Source organism: Aeromonas encheleia (assembly GCF_900637545.1).
Taxonomy (GTDB): domain Bacteria; phylum Pseudomonadota; class Gammaproteobacteria; order Enterobacterales; family Aeromonadaceae; genus Aeromonas; species Aeromonas encheleia.
In genome coordinates this window covers 1,903,876-1,923,612 of record NZ_LR134376.1, presented here as the reverse complement: position 1 = coordinate 1,923,612, position 19,737 = coordinate 1,903,876, and the positions used below count along the sequence as shown (strand labels likewise).

At 62.8% G+C, this 19,737-nt stretch carries 16 protein-coding genes; 11 read left to right on the top strand and 5 right to left on the bottom strand.

Annotation, left to right across the window (positions count from 1 at the left end; translation table 11 throughout):
• Positions 1–24 precede the first annotated feature (24 nt).
• The 4 genes from EL255_RS08970 (at position 25) to EL255_RS08955 (ending at position 6,266) form a co-directional block, all read left to right on the top strand.
• Positions 25–2,487 carry a hypothetical protein gene (locus EL255_RS08970; RefSeq protein WP_042653587.1) on the top strand — a complete coding sequence of 821 codons (2,463 nt, stop codon included), beginning with the start codon at positions 25–27 and terminating at the stop codon, positions 2,485–2,487.
• A complete protein-coding gene (gene bglB, locus EL255_RS08965) occupies positions 2,484–3,557 on the top strand; it encodes a beta-galactosidase BglB (RefSeq protein ID WP_042653586.1) in 1,074 nt (357 codons plus the stop codon). Before EL255_RS08970 ends, bglB begins: the two co-directional genes overlap by 4 nt.
• A gap of 35 nt (positions 3,558–3,592) precedes the next feature.
• Positions 3,593–5,236, top strand: a complete 1,644-nt coding sequence (locus EL255_RS08960; RefSeq protein WP_042653585.1) for an alpha-glucoside-specific PTS transporter subunit IIBC — start codon at positions 3,593–3,595, stop codon at positions 5,234–5,236.
• 196 nt (positions 5,237–5,432) lie between these two features.
• Positions 5,433–6,266: a sugar phosphate isomerase/epimerase family protein gene (locus tag EL255_RS08955; RefSeq protein ID WP_042653584.1), complete on the top strand. Its 834-nt coding sequence runs from the start codon at positions 5,433–5,435 to the stop codon at positions 6,264–6,266.
• A gap of 154 nt (positions 6,267–6,420) precedes the next feature.
• Here EL255_RS08955 and EL255_RS08950 read toward each other — a convergent pair whose 3' ends face one another.
• Entirely contained in the window at positions 6,421–6,720 is a 300-nt protein-coding gene (locus tag EL255_RS08950) for a SemiSWEET family sugar transporter (protein ID WP_197720919.1), read from the bottom strand.
• 319 nt (positions 6,721–7,039) lie between these two features.
• On the opposite strand from EL255_RS08950, the gene kduI reads away from it, so the two are divergent.
• Entirely contained in the window at positions 7,040–7,876 is an 837-nt protein-coding gene (kduI, locus tag EL255_RS08945) for a 5-dehydro-4-deoxy-D-glucuronate isomerase (RefSeq protein WP_042653583.1), read from the top strand.
• 84 nt (positions 7,877–7,960) lie between these two features.
• Positions 7,961–8,722, top strand: a complete 762-nt coding sequence (gene kduD / locus EL255_RS08940) for a 2-dehydro-3-deoxy-D-gluconate 5-dehydrogenase KduD (protein WP_042653582.1) — start codon at positions 7,961–7,963, stop codon at positions 8,720–8,722.
• Between the two features lie 131 nt (positions 8,723–8,853).
• Here kduD and kdgR read toward each other — a convergent pair whose 3' ends face one another.
• On the bottom strand, positions 8,854–9,648 hold the full coding sequence (gene kdgR / locus EL255_RS08935; protein WP_126623301.1) for a DNA-binding transcriptional regulator KdgR: 795 nt from the start codon (positions 9,646–9,648) through the stop codon (positions 8,854–8,856).
• A 295-nt stretch (positions 9,649–9,943) separates the two neighbouring features.
• Here kdgR and kdgK point away from each other — a divergent pair, with 295 nt between their 5' ends.
• Positions 9,944–10,906 (top strand): 2-dehydro-3-deoxygluconokinase, encoded by a 963-nt coding sequence (kdgK, locus tag EL255_RS08930; protein WP_042653580.1) that lies wholly within the window; start codon positions 9,944–9,946, stop codon positions 10,904–10,906.
• Positions 10,890–11,510 (top strand): bifunctional 4-hydroxy-2-oxoglutarate aldolase/2-dehydro-3-deoxy-phosphogluconate aldolase, encoded by a 621-nt coding sequence (locus tag EL255_RS08925; protein ID WP_042653579.1) that lies wholly within the window; start codon positions 10,890–10,892, stop codon positions 11,508–11,510. Before kdgK ends, EL255_RS08925 begins: the two co-directional genes overlap by 17 nt.
• 137 nt (positions 11,511–11,647) lie before the next feature.
• Here EL255_RS08925 and EL255_RS08920 read toward each other — a convergent pair whose 3' ends face one another.
• From EL255_RS08920 to EL255_RS08910, 3 genes are all read right to left on the bottom strand, one after another.
• Complete coding sequence (locus EL255_RS08920; RefSeq protein ID WP_042653578.1) at positions 11,648–12,352, bottom strand: AcvB/VirJ family lysyl-phosphatidylglycerol hydrolase; 705 nt, start codon at positions 12,350–12,352, stop codon at positions 11,648–11,650.
• A gap of 110 nt (positions 12,353–12,462) precedes the next feature.
• Positions 12,463–15,012: a bifunctional lysylphosphatidylglycerol flippase/synthetase MprF gene (gene mprF / locus EL255_RS08915; RefSeq protein ID WP_042653577.1), complete on the bottom strand. Its 2,550-nt coding sequence runs from the start codon at positions 15,010–15,012 to the stop codon at positions 12,463–12,465.
• Positions 15,013–15,335: 323 nt separating this feature from the next.
• Positions 15,336–16,061, bottom strand: a complete 726-nt coding sequence (locus EL255_RS08910; RefSeq protein WP_042653576.1) for a ferredoxin--NADP reductase — start codon at positions 16,059–16,061, stop codon at positions 15,336–15,338.
• 259 nt (positions 16,062–16,320) lie between these two features.
• On the opposite strand from EL255_RS08910, the gene EL255_RS08905 reads away from it, so the two are divergent.
• The 3 genes from EL255_RS08905 (at position 16,321) to sbcB (ending at position 19,693) form a co-directional block, all read left to right on the top strand.
• Positions 16,321–17,040 (top strand): metallophosphoesterase, encoded by a 720-nt coding sequence (locus EL255_RS08905; protein WP_042653575.1) that lies wholly within the window; start codon positions 16,321–16,323, stop codon positions 17,038–17,040.
• Between the two features lie 182 nt (positions 17,041–17,222).
• Positions 17,223–18,125, top strand: coding sequence for a nuclease-related domain-containing protein (locus EL255_RS08900; RefSeq protein WP_042653574.1), 903 nt, complete (start codon positions 17,223–17,225; stop codon positions 18,123–18,125).
• A 140-nt stretch (positions 18,126–18,265) separates the two neighbouring features.
• Positions 18,266–19,693 (top strand): exodeoxyribonuclease I, encoded by a 1,428-nt coding sequence (gene sbcB / locus EL255_RS08895; RefSeq protein ID WP_042653573.1) that lies wholly within the window; start codon positions 18,266–18,268, stop codon positions 19,691–19,693.
• Positions 19,694–19,737 lie beyond the last annotated feature (44 nt).

Genomic DNA, 19,737 nt, shown 5'->3' with positions numbered 1-19,737 from the left:
GTTAATAGCTTCAAGGAGAGTTGTATGAAGCTTGGTAATTGGGTGCTCGAGCCGGATTCGGCACTCACCCGTTTTTGCGTTTCTGCCCCCCGCGAGGAGCGATTCGCCGAATTTTTTGCCGGTGAAGCCATGGACATGACCATGGATTACCGCTTCCAGAATGGCATGGGGCCGCAAGAGGACGCATTCTGCCGACGAGTCTTCCGCCAGCAGATGGCCGAGCGCACCGTCGAGCCGGCTGAAGCCCTGCCGCGCACCCAGGTGAGCTTCACCGGCGAGAGCGATACCGTCTCTTTTTCCTCCTTCCAGCGTGTGCCATTCCATGTGCAGCGCTGGCTGGAGGTGGAGCTACATGCCGACGAGGCGGGCAACTACCCCTTCCAGCTGTCGACCTGCGGTGGTGTCCGGCTCTGGTGTGATGGATTGGCCATCACCCAGTTCACCCCCTTCACCCGCAACAAGCTGCAGAGTTGTGAGCTGATGCTGCCCTTGCAGGCGGGCAAGAACACCCTGCTTGTCCATCTGGAAGAGCTGTTTGAGCGGGATACGGTGTTTGCGCTGCGACTCATCTACCGTGGCCACGTGCCCCTCGGGGTCTCGCTGCCCCATGTCGATGCCGCCGTGCTCGATGAGCTGTGCCAGTTTGCCGGCACCATGCGCCCCGAACTCACCGCCTGGCACAACCAGGCCAGGATCCGGCTCGGCGTGGCCGCACCGACGCACCCCGTTCGCCTGCAAGGCGAGATCCACGGCATGGGCAATGACAATTTCAGACCGCGCCGGGTGGATTTCGGCACCGTCTCGCCGGGCAGCCAGCTGCTGACTCTGGACCTCCCCGCCGACATCGGTCCGGCGCACTACCAGATTGTACTGAACATGAGCTGTGCTGGTGTTGCCATCGGCCGCAGCTTCGGTGTCAACGTCATGCAGCCCCTCGGCAATGCCGAGTCATCCAGCAACCTGGCCGAGCGCAAGCAGCAGGCGCTGCGGCACACCGCCCGTCATGGCATGGATCGCACCGCCCGCCTGCTGGCCATGCTGCAGTGCGGCGAGCTCACGGCCGAGGCCGATCAGCTGCTGCTCGATACCCTGGCACGGATCAGCGCCCGCGAGGATTGCTCCGACTTTTCCCTGGTCCCGCTGCTCTGGATCTGGCAACGCCATCAGGGCGAGCACTTCCAGCCCGCCATGTGGCGACGGGTGCGCAGCTCCATCCTCGGTTATCGCTACTGGCTGGATGAGCCGGGTAACGACGTGATGTGGTTCTGGAGCGAGAACCATACCCTCTGCTTCCACACCGCCCAATACCTGGCCGGCCAGATGTTCCCCCATGAGCGCTTCCTGGCCTCGGGCCGCAGCGGCGAACAGCAGCGTGCCATCGCGGCGCAGCGCCTGGCGCTGTGGTTCGATGCCATCGATCGGCACGGCTTCGTCGAATGGAACTCGGCGCCCTACTATCCGGTCGACTACATCGGCCTGTTTGCGCTCTATCAACTGGCGGAAGATGCCTGGGTGCGCGAGCGCGCCAAGGGGCTCATCGATCGACTGATGCTGCTGAGCGCCCTGCATTATCAGGCCGGGATTGCCGCCGGCACCATGGGGCGGGTCTACGAGAAGGAACTGCTGGCTGGCGTGCTCACCGAGCTGTCGGCCTACGGCAACGTCGCCTGGGGCGGCGGCTGGTATAACCGCAAATGCGCCTCCCTGCCGCTGTTCTGTGCCAGCGACTATCAGCCGCCGGTTGAGGCTGACCGCTACGCGACCCTGCAACAGGGCACCCTGGCGGCCTGCTATCAGGCGGGTGGCGGCAAGATCGTCGTCTGGAAGGAGCCGGGGGTCAGCCTCTCCAGTTGCGTCGACCACCATACCGGTCAACGCGGCCATCAGCAGCATCTGGTGGATGTGCAGTTCGCCTCCGGTCACGACGCCAAGTTCTGGGTCAACCACCCGGGCGAAGCCGAACCCGGCGGTGAACAGCGCCCCTCCTACTGGTCCGGCAACGGCGTACTGCCGCGGGTGATGCAGGTGGAAAACCGCACCCTGCAGCTCTATCGGCTGGCCGAGGATGATCCCTTCCCCTGGACTCACCTCTACCTGCCGGCGGAGGCCTTCGATCAGGTGATCGCGACGGCTCACGGCTGCCTGATCCGGGCCGGGAATGCCTTCGCCGCCATCGGCTGCTCGGCGCCCCTGTGCGCGGTGACGACCGGGATGACCGCCGGCAACGAATATCGCGCCAAGGCGCATCGGGTGGCCTGGTATATCGAGGTCGGCCATGGCGACGACGCGGTCTTCGCGGCCTTCTGCCAACGCATGGCCGCACTCGAGGTACGCCTCGACGGCGAGACGGCCATCGCTGGCACCGCAGAGGGCGAACTCATGCGTCTGGATTGGCAGGGTGCATGCCAGGTCGAGGGAGTCTCGCACCACTTCCCCGCCGAGGCGGGATGCGATCCCATCGTCACCTATCGTGGAGAGGCACAATGAAACAGCAAGCACTCATCCCCACCCTGGAGCGGGTGGTCCGTGGCTTCTGCCAGCTCAAAGGCATGGGCGAACTGACCACCAGCCAAGGCCTGGCCATCCAGTTCGAGCAGTGGGAGTGGGAGGTCGGGGTCGGTCTCTACGGCTTCTGGCGCTATGCCCGGCACAAGGACGATGCCGAACTGCAAGCCTCGTTGCTGGCCTGGTACGAAGACCAGATCCGCAAGGGGCTGCCCGCCATGCAGATCAATACCACGGCCCCCATGATCACCCTGGCGCTGCTGGCGGGCCACAGCGGCCGTGCCGATCTGCGCGAGGCGGTGAATGCCTGGGCCGACGATCTGCTGGCCAACCTGCCCAGAACCGAAGAGGGCGGCTTCCAGCACGTGGTGAAGGAGCAACCCAACACCGGCCAGCTCTGGGATGACACCCTCTTCATGACCTGCCTGTTCCTCGGCACGGCCGGGATAGTGCTGGCGCGGCAGGATCTGATCGACGAGGCCGTCTACCAGTTCCTGTTGCACACCCGCTACCTGAGCGAGCCCAAGAGCGGCCTCTGGTATCACGGCTGGACCTTCCTCGATCGGCACCATTATGCCGAGGCCTTCTGGGCCAGGGGCAATGCCTGGATCACGGTGGCCATCCCCGAGTTCATCGATCTGATGGGGGATCACCTGGACGCCGGTGTGCGGCGCTACTTCACCCAGGTGGTGGCGCGCCAGGTGCGCTCCCTGTGCGAGCTGCAGGCCGACAACGGCATGTGGCACACGGTGCTGGATGACCCCTTCTCTCCCCAGGAGTCCTCGGCCACGGCGGGGATCGCCTATGGCATGTTACGCGGTGTCCGCCTGGGCCTGCTGGATGAGGCCATGGTTGAACCCGCCCTGCGGGCAGCCCGTGCCGTGTGGCAGCGGATCGACGGGGACGGCATCGTCCTCGAGGCCTCCAAGGGGACCATGGTGGGTCATGACCATCAGTACTACTGCGACATTGCCATGGCGCCCGTGCCCTATGCCCAGGCGTTGACGATGTTGCTGCTGCTCGAGCTGGAGCAGGGCCAGTGGCTGGCCTGAACACTTTATTGTTGTAATCATTCGGAGAAAATTTGATGTCCAAACGGAACTTTATGGGGGCCTTCCAGACTTTTGGCGGTGCCATGGCTGTCCCCATTGCCTTTTTACCCTTTACCGGTTTGCTGCTCGCCATCACCGGGTTGCTCACCATGCCCGATATCATGGGCGATCTGGCCCATCCCGACTCCAACTTCTTCAAGGTGATGACCATCATCAAGTCGGGTGGTTGGACCATCTTCCGCAACTTCCCGCTGCTGTTCTGTATGGCACTCCCGGTGGGTCTTGCCAGGTCGGGTCAGGCCCGGGCGGCGCTGGTCGCCTTCTTTGCCTACATGGCCTACAACTACTTCACCAACAGCATGCTCACCTTCTGGGCGCCTGAGTTCGGGGTCAACTTCAATCAGGAAGTCGGCGGCGCCAGCGGCCTGGCGCTGGTGGGGGGCATCAAGACACTGGATACCAGCATCGTCTTCTCGCTCATCATCGGCGGCGTGGTGACCTGGATCCACAACCGTTTCTTCGAGAAGAAGCTGCCGGATTACCTCACCATCTTCCAGGGCATGAGCCTGGTGTTCATCATCTCCTTCTTCGTCATGTTGCCCATGGCCTGGTTGACCTGCGAGTTCTGGCCCAAGGTTCAGGTCGGGATCAACGCCATGCAGGGCTTCTATGTTGAAGCCGATGCCTTCGGCATGTGGTTGCTCGCCTTCGTGGAACGCCTGCTGGTGCCGACCGGTCTGCACCGCTTCGTCTACTTCCCCTTCTTCTTCGGCCCGGCCGTGGTCGATGGTGGTCTCTACACCCACTGGATCGAGAACGTCTCCACCTATGCGGCTTCCACCGTGCCTTTGGTTGAGCAGTTCCCGGCCGCCGGCTACTCACTGTACGGCAACATCAGCGTGTTCTGCTCCCTGGGGGCCGGCCTCGCCATCTATGCTACCGCCAAGCAGAAGATGAAGCGCAAGATCGCCGCCCTGGTGATCCCGGCCATCATCACCGCCATGGCCGTCGGCATCACCGAACCCATCGAGTTCACCTACCTGTTCGTGGCCCCTGTGCTGTATCTGGTCAATGCCATCATAGGTGCGACCCTCTGCGTGGCGCTCTATCTGTCCGGCGTGGTCGGCTTCATGGGCGGTGGTCTGAACGACATCATCCTGTTCAACTGGGTCTTCTACGCCAAGAACCATGCTCACCTGATCTGGATCCACCTGGCCTTGGGCCTGAGCTTCGCCGCCATCAACTTCTTCGTGTTCCGCTACATGATCCTGAAGTTCAACTTCCTGACCCCGGGTCGTGGCGATGAGGAAGAGGAGGACGACGTGCGTCTCTACTCCAAGCAGGACTACCGTGACAAGCAGTCTGGCAAGGCCGTGGCCGGCCAGGAGCCGGATCGCCTCCGGGCTGCCGCCATCCTGCGCTGTGTCGGGGGTTGTGACAACGTCGAGACCATAGGCAACTGCCAGACCCGTCTGCGCCTGGTGGTGAAGGATTCCACCCTGGTCCAGGATGACAAGGCCCTCAAACAGGCCGGTGCCCTGGGGGTCATGCGCTCGGGCAAGAACCTGCAGGTGGTGGTCGGTCTGTCGGCTCCCATGGTGCGTGAGTACTTCGAGCAGGAGTACAACAAGGGCCCGCAGGCAGCACCCGATGCCGCCGTCCCGGCACCTGCCGCCTGATGAGACTTTGATTGTGCCGATGGCAAGCGCACGCATCGGGTATATGGCCCCCTCACCGGGGCCCATTCGAGCGCCGCGACTTGCCTCTTGAACTTGCGAGCCCAGATGGGCTCGCAAGCCGTTTCTGATGCCGACCCTAGCCCCCGGGCCAAGTCGCCGTCAGAGACACCATCGTCATGACCCACAGGAGCATGTCATGAACAGATTGAAGATTGGGGCCCGCGCCCATGATCTCGCGGATCAGACGCCGGCGGCGCTGATTGCCCAGGCACATGAGCTCGGCCTCGACGGGCTGCAACTGGCCGTGCACAAGAGCTGGCCCGAGGCCTATCAGGCCCGCGATACCCACATCCTGGCCACCCATATCCAGCACCTCCAGCAGGCCGATCTCTCCATCTTCCTGCTGGCCAGCTACTTCAACCCCGCCCACTCCGACGCCGACTTCCTGGCGCGCGAGCTGGCGCGGGTGCGACTCAACATCGAGCTCGCCCAGCGCTGTCACATCGGCGCCGTGGGCAGCGAGACCGGCTCCCTGAACGATGATGACTGGACCCGGCATCCGGACAACCACGGGGCCGCCGCCTTTCACAAGGTGGAGCAGAGTCTGGCGCAGTTAAGGCCCGAGCTGGCGCAGGCCGGTTGCGATTTTCTGGTCGAAGCGGTGTGCGATCACATCATCCACGACGCCGAGAGCCTGGCACGGCTGAACGCGCGCTTGGGGGAACGCTTCCTGGTGACACTGGATCTGGCCAATCTGCTGGATGCCGACAATGCCGCCGCCTGGCGCGAGATCCTGGCCGACTTTCTCGGCCGGCATGGCGAGTGCATCCGGCTGCTTCATTTCAAGAACTTCATCTTGGAGGGGCGTGACAAGGTGTCGGTGGGACTGGCGCAGGGGCTGATCGATTATGCCGAGGTGCTGGCCATGCTGGCGCAGTGTCAGCTGACCCATATTCCCATCATCGTCGAGGAGCTGACGGGGGAAGCCTTGCGGGAGAGCGTGGCCTATCTACGCCACTTGAGCCGATAACACGGGATGCTGGAGAGGATGAGCCCCCTACGACAAACGGCGCCCGGGGCGCCGCTTGGTTCATCCACCAGAGAGAGGAAGCCGAGCCCCGATAAAGGATGGCGCGTCCGATGGCCATCCCCAGCGGAGGATGGCCTCTCTCGCGGCTATTGGGTCAGGTCCGTTCATTGCTCCACTTCAGCACCATGACGGCGCTGGCCAGCAGCAGGGTGATGCCATTGGCCATGATCAGCGGCGTGTCGCCCGATTTCAGGCCATAGGTCAGCCACAACAACAGACCACTGATGAATACCAGATACATCTTGGTGGAAATCGCCTTGGTTTCCCGCGTCTTGAGGATGTCGAACACCTGCAGCGAGAAGGATCCCGTGGTCAGGAAGGCCGCGCACAACCCGAGGGAGGCGGTATCGAAGGCGAACAGAATGGTGCTCAGCGCAGCCACCCCGGCCAACATGATGATTCGATTGGATGAAACACACTTATTCATTGGTAGACCTGTTATTGAATGAGATTGGCAACGAATGTCCTGTCGCCGCCACCCGGCAGGGCGGCAGCCTGTCTGCCTTCGCCGCGAGCCTGTCCTCATGCCGCAAAGACATCTGTGGCCCGGTTCGACGGGCCCGGCACGGCCATGAGCCACACCGGGCACGAAGTTTAATCTCAACAAATAAAAAATACAAAACACTGTTTTGATTTTTATTTTTTTGCTTGTTATTATTATGGTCATTACAGACAACGCGACTGCCAACCTGCGGCGCTCATCGAGGTTAACCATGCAAATTCGTCAAAGCATTCACAGCGATCATGCCAAACAGCTGGACACTCAGGGCCTGCGCCGTGAATTCCTGGTAGAAGAGATCTTCACACCGGACCAGCTGACCATGACCTACAGCCACATCGACCGCATCGTGTTCGGTGGCATCATGCCGGTCCAGGGTCCCCTCGCCTTCTCGGACGCGCTGGGCAAGACCTTCGGCGTCAGCTACTTCCTGGAGCGCCGCGAGCTGGGCCTCATCAACATCGGCGGCCCCGGTGTGGTGGTGGTCGATGGCACCACCTTCGAAATCGGCAGCGCCGAGGCGCTCTATGTGGGTCAGGGTGCCCGCGAGTTGAGCTTTGTCAGCGTCGACGCCGCGCAGCCGGCCAAGTTTTACTACAACAGCGCCCCGGCCCATGTGAGCTTCCCGACCCGCAAGGTCACCCAGGCGCAGGCCTCCCCGAGCACCCTGGGCGACGCTGCCACCAGCAACCGCCGCACCATCTACAAGTACCTGGTGCCGGATGTACTGCCGACCTGCCAACTGGTGATGGGCATGACCCAGCTGGAAGAGGGCAGCCTGTGGAACACCATGCCCTGCCACACCCACGAGCGCCGCATGGAAGTCTATTTCTACTTCAGCATGAAGGACGATGCCGCCGTGTTCCACATGATGGGCAAGCCGGACGAGACCCGCCATCTGTTGGTCCACAACGAGCAGGCGGTGATCTCCCCGAGCTGGTCCATCCACTCCGGCGTCGGCACCCAGGCCTACACCTTCATCTGGGGCATGGTCGGCGAGAACCAGGTGTTCGGCGACATGGATCATGTGGCCGTCAAGGATCTGCGCTAATTCCCATTCTGTGCCGGGCAGTCTGCACTGCCCGTATTCCCCCCCATCATGCCTGTCACCCAGGGTGGCAGCAGAGGAAACAAGATGATTCTCAACGCATTCGATTTGAAGGGTAAGGTCGCCATCGTGACCGGCTGTGACACCGGTCTGGGTCAGGGCATGGCGCTCGGTCTGGCCGAAGCCGGCTGTGACATCGTCGGCATCAACATCGTCGAACCCACCGACACCATCGCCAAGGTGGAGGCGCTCGGTCGCACCTTCCTGAGCCTCAAGGCCGATGTCAGCAAGGTGGATGCCCTGCCCGCACTGGTGGATCAGGCGGTCTCCCGCTTCGGTCGCGTCGATATCCTGGTCAACAACGCTGGCATCATCCGCCGCGAAGATGCCATCAGCTTCAGCGAGAAAGACTGGGACGACGTGATGAACATCAACATCAAGAGCGTCTTCTTCATGTCCCAGGCCGTGGGGAAACAGTTCATGGCCCAGGGCCAGGGTGGCAAGATCGTCAACATCGCCTCCATGCTCTCCTATCAGGGTGGCATTCGCGTGCCCTCTTACACCGCGTCCAAAAGTGCCGTCATGGGGATCACCCGCCTGCTGGCCAACGAATGGGCCAGCAAGGGTATCAACGTCAACGCCATCGCCCCTGGCTACATGGCCACCAATAACACCACAGCCCTGCGCGCCGATGATGACCGCAACGCCGCCATCCTGGAGCGGATCCCGGCCGGGCGCTGGGGCGTGCCTGATGACATGATGGGCCCCGTGGTCTTCCTGGCCTCCGCCGCCTCCGATTACATCAATGGCTACACCATCGCCGTCGACGGTGGCTGGCTGGCCCGTTAATTCCTCTGCATGCAAAAAGGCGCCCGAGGGCGCCTTTTTCGTCTGTTGGCAAGCGGACAAATAAAGAGGGCGTGCCTTGCACGCCCTCTTTATGTCTCACGGCGCCAGCAACAGGTGCCGGCCTCCCCGCCCTAGCGCGGGACGAACGGGTAGTCGTGGAACCCCATGTCGGCGGAGATATTGCTTGCCGCCTCGTGCAGCAGACGCACCAGCTCGGCGCCTTTCGCCTCCTCGAAGCGCACCACAGGCAGCGACAGGGAAAGCCCCGCGATGATGCGGCCCATGCGGCTGTAGATGGGCACGGCGAAGCAACGCAGGCCTGGCTCCATCTCTTCGTTGTCTTCCGCGTATCCCTGCTCGCGCACCAGCGCCAGCTCCGCCAGCAAGGCATCGACGTCTGTCAGGGTGCGATCGGTGAAACGCTCGAAGGTCACGTTGGCCAGCATGCTGCGCACCTCTTCCTCGGGCAGCCAGGCCATCATCACCTTGCCAAGGCCGGTGCTGTAGAGCGGGCGACGGCGACCGATGCGGGAATACATGCGCAGATTGTACTCAGAGTCGATCTTGTGCAGGTAGACGATGCTGTCCTCATCGAGCGCCCCCAGGTGCAGGGTCTCCTTGGTCAGCTTGCCGAGGCGGTGCATCTGGTTATCCGCGATCGGGATCAGCTCCTGATGCTCCAGCGCCTTGCCACCGAGTTCGAACAGCTTCAGGCTCAGGGTGTACTTGTCGGACTCCCCCTCCTGGTTGACGTAGCCCAGGGTCTTCATCGTCTGCAGGAAGCGATACACGGTGCTCTTGGACATCATGATCCGCTGGGACAGCTCGGTGACGCCAACCTCTTTCTGTTCGCCCAGCGCCTGCAAGATGCCGAACACTTTCAGGACTGACGAGACCGAATCCGGCGAGTTATCTACCACTGACATAGGGATCTCCTTATAAATTCCGTCGTTTTATTATATTTAAAACGACTGCGCAATCATAGTCATGGCCGCGGATATTGGCGCTGGACGACGCCACCCTAGCTGACCCGTGCCATGCCCTGTTCGATCCGCGCCGCCATAGCCGGAGCTGTGACCAACCGGCCAGCAAAAGACTGGTCCTCATCCCTTCCAGATCAAATTCACATTTAGAAATAATTTAATGAAACATTGTTTTAATTTACTTGATGGCGATGAGGCATGACATATAATGTGCCCCATCATCAACGCGGGAGGACATATGCCTACCAAGATTGCCGTCATCGGCGAGTGCATGATCGAACTATCCGAGAGCAAGGCGGGCATAGTGCGCCACTTCGGCGGAGACACCCTCAACACGGCGGTCTACCTGACCCGTGCCAACCCCGAGTTGGCCGTGCACTATGTGACGGCCCTCGGCACCGACGCCATGAGCGACGCCATGCTGGCCCAGTGGCAACAGGAAGGGATTCACACCGAGCTGGTGCAGCGCCTCGAACAGAAGCTGCCCGGCCTCTACCTCATCGAGACCGATGAACAAGGCGAGCGCACCTTCCACTACTGGCGCAACGACGCGGCGGCCCGCTACTGGCTGCAGGGCCCGACGGCCGAGACCATCTGCCAGCAACTGCGCGGCTTTGACTACCTCTACCTGAGTGGCATCAGCCTCGCCATCCTCTCCCCCGCCGATCGCTTGAACCTGTTGCGACGACTGGCCGAGTGCCGGGCGGCCGGCGTGAAGATAGCGTTCGACAACAACTACCGGCCACGGCTGTGGGAAAGCAAAGAGGCGGCGCAGCAGGCCTATGGCGCCGTGCTGGCACTGACGGATATCGCCTTCCTGACGCTGGATGACGAGATAGCGCTCTGGGGCGACAGTCATGAGACCCAGACCCTGACGCGCACCCAGGCGCTCGGCGTGCCGGAAATCATCATCAAACGCGGCGCCGAGCCCTGCCTCATAGTGCAAGGCGAGCGGCACGACGAGGTCCCTGCCATGTCACTGGCCAAGGAGCTGGTGATCGATACCACGGCAGCGGGTGACTCGTTCAGCGCCGGCTACCTCGCCAAGCGGCTGGCCGGACAGGCGGCGAGCGAGGCGGCGCACTATGCCCATCTGCTGGCCAGCACCGTCATCCAGCATCGCGGGGCCATCATTCCCCGCCCGGCGATGCCGACCACTCCCCTTCCTACCACAGAGGCATCCCATGTCAGCATTGCTTGAAAAATTGTCGACCCTGAAGATCATTCCCGTCATCGCCATCAAGGATGCCGATGACGCCGTGGACCTGGGTCGGGCCCTGATGGACAACGGCATGCCGAGCGCCGAGATCACCTTCCGCACCCCCGCCGCCGCCGACGCCATCCGCCAGCTGCGGGCCGCCTTCCCCGACATGATCATCGGTGCCGGCACCGTGCTCACCACCGCCCAGGTGGATCAGGCCATCGACGCCGGGGTGGATTTCATCGTGAGCCCCGGCCTCAACCCGCGCATCGTCCAGTATTGCCAGGCACGCGGCGTGCTGATGATCCCCGGGGTCAACAACCCCAGCCTGGTCGAGCAGGCGATGGAGCTGGGCTTGCGCACCCTCAAGTTCTTCCCGGCGGAGCCCTCCGGTGGCCTGCCCATGCTCAAGGCCATGAGTGCCGTCTACCCGATCAGCTTCATGCCCACCGGCGGTGTCAGCCCGAGCAATGTGAAGGATTACCTGGCCCTGACGTCGGTGTTTGCCTGCGGTGGCACCTGGATGGTCCCGGCCGATCTCATCGATCGGCGGGAGTGGGACAAGATAGGCGCCCTGGTCAGAGAGGCCATGGCCGCGCTTTAACGACCCAGAAGTACCCATGAGGCGGGCCAATTCATCGGGCTCGCCTCTAGGCCCTGCCCCATTGATTGCCTTGCTCCCTCCAACCCGTCACGCCTGCCTCATCCCAACACCATCCGACCTGGCCTTGCCACCCGAGATCACGGCGCAGCCGACCCCTGCACCAGAGGCAGATGAGCGGCGATGCTCTGAAACAGCGCACCATAGTCGTCATCGAAGTGGTGCGCCCCCGGCAGCGTGACTGTCCTGACGTTGGCCTGCTGCAGCCGAGGGCATAGCCGCACCGGGGAGTCATCCTCGGCCCCCTGCACGCAGAGCAGCGGCAGGCTGTGGATGGCCTTGACCTCGGGCTGGGTGGGATAGCTGCCCGCCTCACCATGTACCACCATGTCGCTGACATGGATCTCGAAATCCGACGCGGTCGAGGGGGAGAGCATCACGGCCCCCACCAGGCTGTTGCGATAGGCCTCCGGCAGGCGGTTGATGACGAAGGGCACTATCTCGGCGCCGAAGGAGAAGCCCACCAGCAGCCAGCGCTGGCGTCCCCAACGCGCCCGATAGTCGTCCAGGATCCGCACCAGATCCCGGGTCGCCTGCGCCGGCGTCTTCTTCTGCCAGTAGTAGCTAAGCGAACTCCAGCCCACCACCGGCATGCCATGGCGCTGCAGCTCGGCGCTCAGCCCCTTGTCCAGCGCGGCCCAGCCCCCGTCCCCGCTCAGGAACACCACCATGGGCGCCGACGATGCCTGCGCCACCGGCAGTTCCACCAGGCCGAGATCCGCCTTCACCGAGGCGGCGAAGAGCGGAAAAGAACAACACAGCAGCAATAGCAATAGTGCTCTCATGAGCCACTCCCGTTTCGCTTGACGGGCCAAAGCAGGCTCCGGCTCGGGGGGGGGGGGGGTGGAAAAGCACAACACAGGGGCAGTAACAACAGGGCTCTCATGGCCGACTCCTATTTCTTCATCAGCCCGAGCGGGCCGCGGCTTATCAGGGAGATCAGGTGGGTCAGGGTACCGGGCAGCGCCAATCGGCTGGTGCAGAGCAGATAGCGGGGCTCCCAGCGCGGGGAGAACTTCTCCTTGTAACGCCGCAGCCCCTGGAAGTTGTAGAAACGGCTGCCCCGGGTGAAGAGGGTGTTGCCAAGCCGGGCCCAGTAACCACCGAGCGGGTGGTCGTTGAAGCCGGACATGGGTGCCATACCGAGGTTGAAGCTGGCATAGCCTTCTGCCTTGCCCCACAGCAGCAGCTCGACGAACAGGAAATCCATGATGGGCGCCGTGCCCGCATCCGTGTCGTAGCGCATCAGATCGATGGAGAGGCTCTCCTTGTCATCGCTGACCCAGAGGTTGGCAAACCCGACGAGATCCCCACCCTGTCGCACCAGCGCCGCCGGGCTCAAGGCGAGGTAGCCGGGCTCGAAACTGCCCACCGAGAAGCCCTTCTCCTTGCCCTGTTTGCCCTGCAACCAGGCGTCGGAGATGGCGCTCAGGTTGGGCAACAAGGCGACGACCCGATCTGCGTCCACCACCTCGAACGACAACCCCTCCCGCTTGCCCTTGGCATGGCTCTGGCGCAGGTTGCGCAGCCGACTGCTGGCGAGATCGAACTCGCGCAGCTCGACGATGGCCTCCTCCCCCAGCTTGAACGGGATCAGTCCGAGATCCAGATAGAGCGGCAGATAGCGGGCCGACACCTGATAGAACACCGGGTTGACGTCGTGCTCATCGCACAGCTCGCGAAACTGCCAGAGCAGCTCCTCGATGAGCGAGGCATGGCCGATGGGATCCCCCATCACTATCCAGCCATTGCCCTCGACCCCATACATCAGAAACGCCTCGCCACCGGGGTGAAACAGCAACGACTTGTCACCGAGCTGCGCCAGATAGCCGTGGCCACCACCCTCCCGCCGCACCAGTGCCTGCGCCCGGACCAGCGCCTCCTGGTCCGGCTTGTGGCCGGAGATCCGCAAGGGAGCCAGCAGTTGCGCTACCCCGACCGCGGCCAGCACGGCGATCACGCTGCCCATGGCGCGCAGGCCACGGGAGGCGGCGCCATGGGGCGAGAAGTGGAGCCAGAGGCTGTGGTCATACGCCACCTGGCTATAGGAGAACAGCAGCAGCCACAGCGCCCACAGCAGCACGGCGCCCACCGACAGGAGCCAACCCGGGGTGAACTGGGCATGCAGCAGGGAGCCCTTGCGGTAAAACAGACTGCGGCAGGGGCTGATGATCAGCAGGAAGGTGCCGAGCAGCAGAGCCGACTCCCAGTCAAATCCCTTGAGCAGGGAGAAGAACATCCCGAGCGCCAGCAGCCACTGGGTGATCCGGAAGGCGGCATCGTGGCGCCGATAGAGACTGTGTGCCAGCAGGATCAGCAGCACGCCGCTGACGCTGCCGAGCACATGGGACAGCTCCAGCAGGTGCAGCGGCAACAGCTGCAGCAAGGCTTCGATCCGCCCTCGCATGGTCGGCAGCATGCCGGAGCAGAGCAGCAGGGTGCCGGCCGCGAAGGTGCCCAGGCTTACCAGGGCCGGCAGGAATTCGCGCATGGCGGCCATGATCCCCTGCAGCCGGTGCCAGCGGGCCCGCTGCTGCAAGGCCTCCTGGCTGGCAAACAGCAGCAGGGCGCAGAAGAAGGGCAGTAGGTAATAGGCGCAGCGATAGAGCAGCAAGGAGGCCAGCAATTTGTCTACCGGCAGATACTGGGCGAGCAGCAGGCTCATGCTCGCCTCGAACACCCCTATCCCGCCGGGCACATGAGCCAGCACCCCGAGGAAGCTGGCGAGCACGAAGGCGCTGAGCAGCACCGGGTAGGAGACGCTGCCCGCCGGCAACAGCACATAGAGCACGGCGGCGGCGGCCATCCAGTCCAGCAGGGCGATCAGCAGTTGCAGCAGGCGAGTCTTGAAGGTTGGCAACACCAGCTCGTGCCCGCGCCAGGAGAGGGCCGACCTGGGCCACAGCAGATAGCCCAGCACCGCCAGCAGCGCCAGGGCGCCGACCAGCTGCAACAGCCAGCCGGTCCATGCCGGCCAGCCAGGCAACAGGCTGGCGGCCTGCCCCAGCAACAAGGCGCCGCCGCCCCAGGCCAGCAGACCGAGGAAGAAGGTGATGGAGCAGAACAGTATGACTCTGGCCACCTCCCCCGTGCCGAGTCCGAGCGAGGAGTAGATCCGGTAGCGCACCGAGGAGCCGGTCAGCAACGCGAACCCCAGGGTATTGGAGAAGGTGTAGGCGATGAAGGAGGTCATGCCGATCTGTTGCCAGGGCAGTCGCCTGCCGAGTGCGCGCACCGCCAGCAGGTCATAGCAGCAGAGGCAGCCGTAGCTGAGCAGGGTCAGCAACAGCGCCCCGCCCAGCTGCGGCAAGGGCTGGGACCAGATGGCCAGCCGGATGTCGTGCCAGTGCCAGAGGTGGGTCAAACGATACAGCACGGTCAATGCCGCCCCCAGCAGCAACAGGCTGCACAGGGGGCCCAACCAGATTAACAGCGAACGCCGCATTCAAGATTCCTGTCAGGAGAGAAATAACAAACACACCCCATTGAGACTAAGGAGAGAATCCACGTCGGGTGGAGAAAATACAGTCCAAATGAGAACGAACCTCGGCCGGGGTGCCGTCGCCGCGCCCCCCTCCCTGCCAGTCGCCATCAGGTTTACACCAGCCCCCTCGGGGCGGCTATCAATCTTCTGTAACCTTATGTACGAGCAGGGAAAAAGCGCGTCCCGCCGCGAGGGCGGGACGGCTGGTAGGCAGGCCTGCCGCGCACGACATGACAGGCCGCTATTTCAATCGGCAGTCGACAAGAGTGGCGCCGGCCCCCCGTTCAATAGCCATAGAAGGATTCGCTGCGCACGTTCTCCTCATCCATGCCGGCCGCCGTCAGCGCCTGGCAGATGGCCTCGACCATGAGCGGCGGGCCTGAGACGTAGCAGACCGGGTTGGCCAGCCCGGTGATGGCCTGTTTCAGCCAGGGGCTGTCGATGACATGGGTCTCGCCCTGCCAGGGCTGCGCCGAGTGCGCCATGTCGGTCATGGTCGCCAGCAGACGGAATCTCGGGTTGAGTCGCTCGAGCCGCTGCAGCTCGGCCAGGAAGGCCGCATCCTCCGGTCGCCGGTTGCTGTAGAGCAGCAGCAAGTCCTGCGGGGTCTGCTGCTTGGCGGCGTGCCGCAGCATGCTCATGAAGGGGGTGATCCCGATGCCGCCGGCGATGAGCACGCCGGCACGCTCCGGCTGCTTGTGCAGGGTAAGCGAGCCGAATGGGCCGTTGATCTGAAGCTTGCTGTCGAGGGGCAGGGCGCCCAGCGCACGCTTGAAGGCGCTGTCCCGCATGCGGGTGGCCACCAGCAACTCGTCCTCATGGGGCGCACTGACGATGGAGAAGGTGTGGCGGACATCGGGGGATCTGGGGTTGTCCTGGTGTCCCGGCAGGCTGAGATCCAGGGCCTGACCGGGCTTGTGGTCAAACCCTTCCGGTTTTTCGAAATGAAAGGCCATGGTGCCTTCGGCGAGCGGGTGGCGGGCAACCAGACGAACCCTGTATTCGGCCATGATGAGACTCCCTGTGTGAAGCGGATGGCGGTCTTCATTAGGATGGGATCCTTCGGCTGTGTATGCCCAGAAAAATGCCGGGAAAGTCGGCGACGCTGAGTGCGCCAGCCCGGCCGCCGGGCGACGGGGCGCCCTGCTCCCGCCAGCCCCTACACCGCCGAGGCAGAGCGTGCCATGCTGCTCTTATCCACGACGCAATCATCCGCAGCGGCCATTCGGCACCGCCCTGGGCCGACAACCCCAACCAAGGAGGCAAGGCATGGACAAGGCGCCACTGATCCGACGCTTCCCCCTCAACCGCCAGGGGCGCGATCTGGCCGTCGGTGACATCCACGGCTATTTTGGGCTGCTGCAACAGGCGCTGAACCGGGTGGGTTTCGATCCGGTGTGCGATCGCCTGTTCTCCGTCGGCGATCTGACCGATCGCGGGCCTGAGTGCACGCAGGCCCTCGACTGGCTGGCACACCCCTGGTTCCACCCCGTGTGTGGCAATCACGACGACTACGTCTGCCGCCACGAGAGCTGCGATAAAGACAACTGGATTCAGAATGGGGGCGCCTGGTTTCAGCGCCTGACCAGGGCCGAGCGAGACGAATTTGCAGCCCGCTACCGCGCACTGCCGATTGCCATCGAGGTGGCCACCCCGAGCGGCCCGGTCGGCCTGCTGCATGCCGACTGCCCCTTCCCCTCCTGGCAAACGCTGCTGGACAAGCTGGACGGTGGGGTGGCCGGCGGCCAGCTGCGGTCCATCAAGAATGTCTGCCTGTGGTCGCGCCGCCGCATAGAGCTGCGAGATGAGAGTGGGGTCGTGGATCTGGTTGCGCTGGTGGTGGGTCACACCCCGCTGAGCGCCCCCGCCCGCCTAGGCAATGTGTACTACATAGACACCGGTGGCTGGTACCCTCATGAGGGGGGTTTCTTCACCCTGCTCGATCTGCACAGCCTGATGCCGGTGACCTCACCCGGTGGCAACCCCTGAGCAGAGCCTCTTCACATCTGTATCGGGCCCCAACCTATGTCCCAGCTGCGACAGGATTTACCTGCCCGCCTTAACGGCCACTATCCTTTCTCTGCACCCTTATGTTCGTGCGGCAAAAAGAGTGCACCGTCCATGGATAGGCATAGTTAAACCCGCTGTTTATCCCGCTTCAAGGAGATGGAATGGAACTCCCCTCTGTAGTCACATCGATTCTGGCTATTGCCCTGCTCTTTTTAGGTCCCATCTTTTTACTGATGGGCGTCATGACGATCATCATGAAGAGGTACAAGCGACATCACACCAGTCCGCTGACCAGGGATCTGCTCAGGCCGGCAGGTCATACCCTGCAAGAACAGATCGATGATCAGAGGATCGATCTCTTCGGCCTCATGTTGATGACCCCATTGATGTTGCTCATGATTGCCCTGCTGGCATTGTTAAAAAACACCCTCGACGGCACTCGGGTATCGCTCAGCCAACTGGTGATTCTCGGGGGGATGGCTGCGGGTGCCTTTAGCTACTTTTCCTATCGCATCTATAAAGTCATCAGACACCTGCAACATCTGAAACTCGGCTATGCCTGTGAGCTGGCGGTGGGCCAGGAGCTCGAGTATCTGGTCAGGCCAAATGATCATCCCTATCGGGTCTATCACGATATCCCGTTCGATGGCTTCAACATCGATCATCTGATCATCTCCCCCAATGGCGTCTTCGTGGTCGAGACCAAGGGTCGCTCCAAACCCATCAACGACGGCACCAAGCAGTTCAAGGTCAGGGTGGAAAACAATGCGCTTCACTTCCCGAACCATGTGGAAACCGAGCCGCTGGAGCAGGTCAGGCGCAACGTCACCTCGGTGCGCAACTGGCTCAATAGCGCCACTGGCACCGATGTGCCGGTGGGCGGGATCCTGGTGCTACCCGGCTGGTATGTCGAACTGCATCAGAAGGCGACTGCCCCCTATGTCGTCAGTGCCGCCGCGCTGCCCAAGGTGCTGCCACAGTTGCGCGTCGGCACGCTGGAACTGGCACATATTCGGGCCATCGCCCATCAGGTGGAGCAGAAAGTGAGGGATATAGCCAAATAGCACTGCCCATTAAAACAGCAGGCAACCGCCCCAGGCTTCGCTCTGCCTGCGCTATGGTTTACCATGCTGGCAACTGCGGTGCATGGCACCGCCCACCCAGGCGCCATGGCGCCGCCATCGGACAGCCCATCTCGAACAACATGAGCAAAACAGCACAGCCAGGCAGCGAGCCCACCTTCTACTTCCACGACTACGAGACCTTCGGCATCAGCCCGGCGCGGGACAGACCGGCGCAGTTCGCTGGCATTCGCACCGATGCGGATTTCAACGTCATCGGCGAGCCGCTGGTGATCTACTGCAAGCCGCCGGCGGATTACCTGCCTGAGCCCGAGGCCTGCCTCATCACCGGCATCACGCCGCAGAAGGCGATGAAGGACGGGCTGTGCGAGGCGGACTTCATCCGCCAGATCCACGAGCAGTTCGCCACTCCGAACACCTGCGTGCTGGGCTACAACAGCATCCGCTTCGATGACGAGGTGACCCGCTACACCCTGTATCGCAACTTCTACGACCCCTATGCCTACGCCTGGCAGAACGGCAACTCCCGCTGGGACATCCTCGACATGCTGCGGGCCTGCTATGCCCTGCGCCCGGAGGGGATCACCTGGGCCTTCGATGAGGAAGGCAAGCCGAGCTTCCGGCTGGAGAAGTTGACGGTGGCCAACGGCGTCGCCCATGCCAATGCCCACGATGCGCTGTCGGACGTGCTGGCCACCATAGAGCTGGCCAAGCTGGTGAAGAGTGCCCAGCCCAAGCTGTTTGATTACCTGTTTTCCCTGCGCAACAAAAACAAGGTGAAGGCGCTGATCGACGTGGTGACCATGAAGCCACTGGTCCATGTCTCGGGCATGTTCTCTCCCTGGCAGGGCTGCGTGAGCTGGGTGTCACCACTGGCCTGGCATCCGACCAATCAGAATGCGGTGATCATGGTGGATCTCACCCGTGACCCCAGCCCGCTCATCGAGCTCTCCAGCGACGAGATCCGCGAGCGGCTCTACACCAAAAAAGAGGAGCTGGGGGAGCTGGCGGGCATTCCGATCAAGCTGGTGCACATCAACAAGTGCCCGGTGCTGGCCCCCGCCGCGACCCTGACCCCGGCTCGGGCCGACGAGCTCGGGGTCAACCGCGAGCAGTGCCGCAAGAGCCTGGATCTGCTGCGGGCCCACCCCGAAGTGCGGGAAAAACTGGTGGAGGTGTTCAATCAGGAGTTTGCCGGCAGCAACGACGGCGACCCCGATACCCAGCTCTACGCCGGTTTCTTTGGTCACGGCGACAAGGCCGCCCTGGATCTGGTGCGGGCCACCCCGGCGGAACTGCTGGGCGAGCGGGAATTTGCCTTCAGCGATCCGCGTCTGCCGGAGATGCTGTTCCGCTACCGTGCCCGCAACTGGCCGCACACCCTGAGCGAGGCGGAGCAGAAGCGCTGGCGCCTTCACTGCAGCGACTACTTCAGCAGCCGTCTGCCGGATTATGTGCCACGCCTCGAGGCGCTGGCGGAGCAGAACCAGGGTAACGAACGGAACTTTGCCATCCTCAAGAGCCTCTATCACTACCTCGAAGATCTATGAGATGTGAGCCGTTTCACAGTAAAAAACCTGTACGCTCCCTGCGC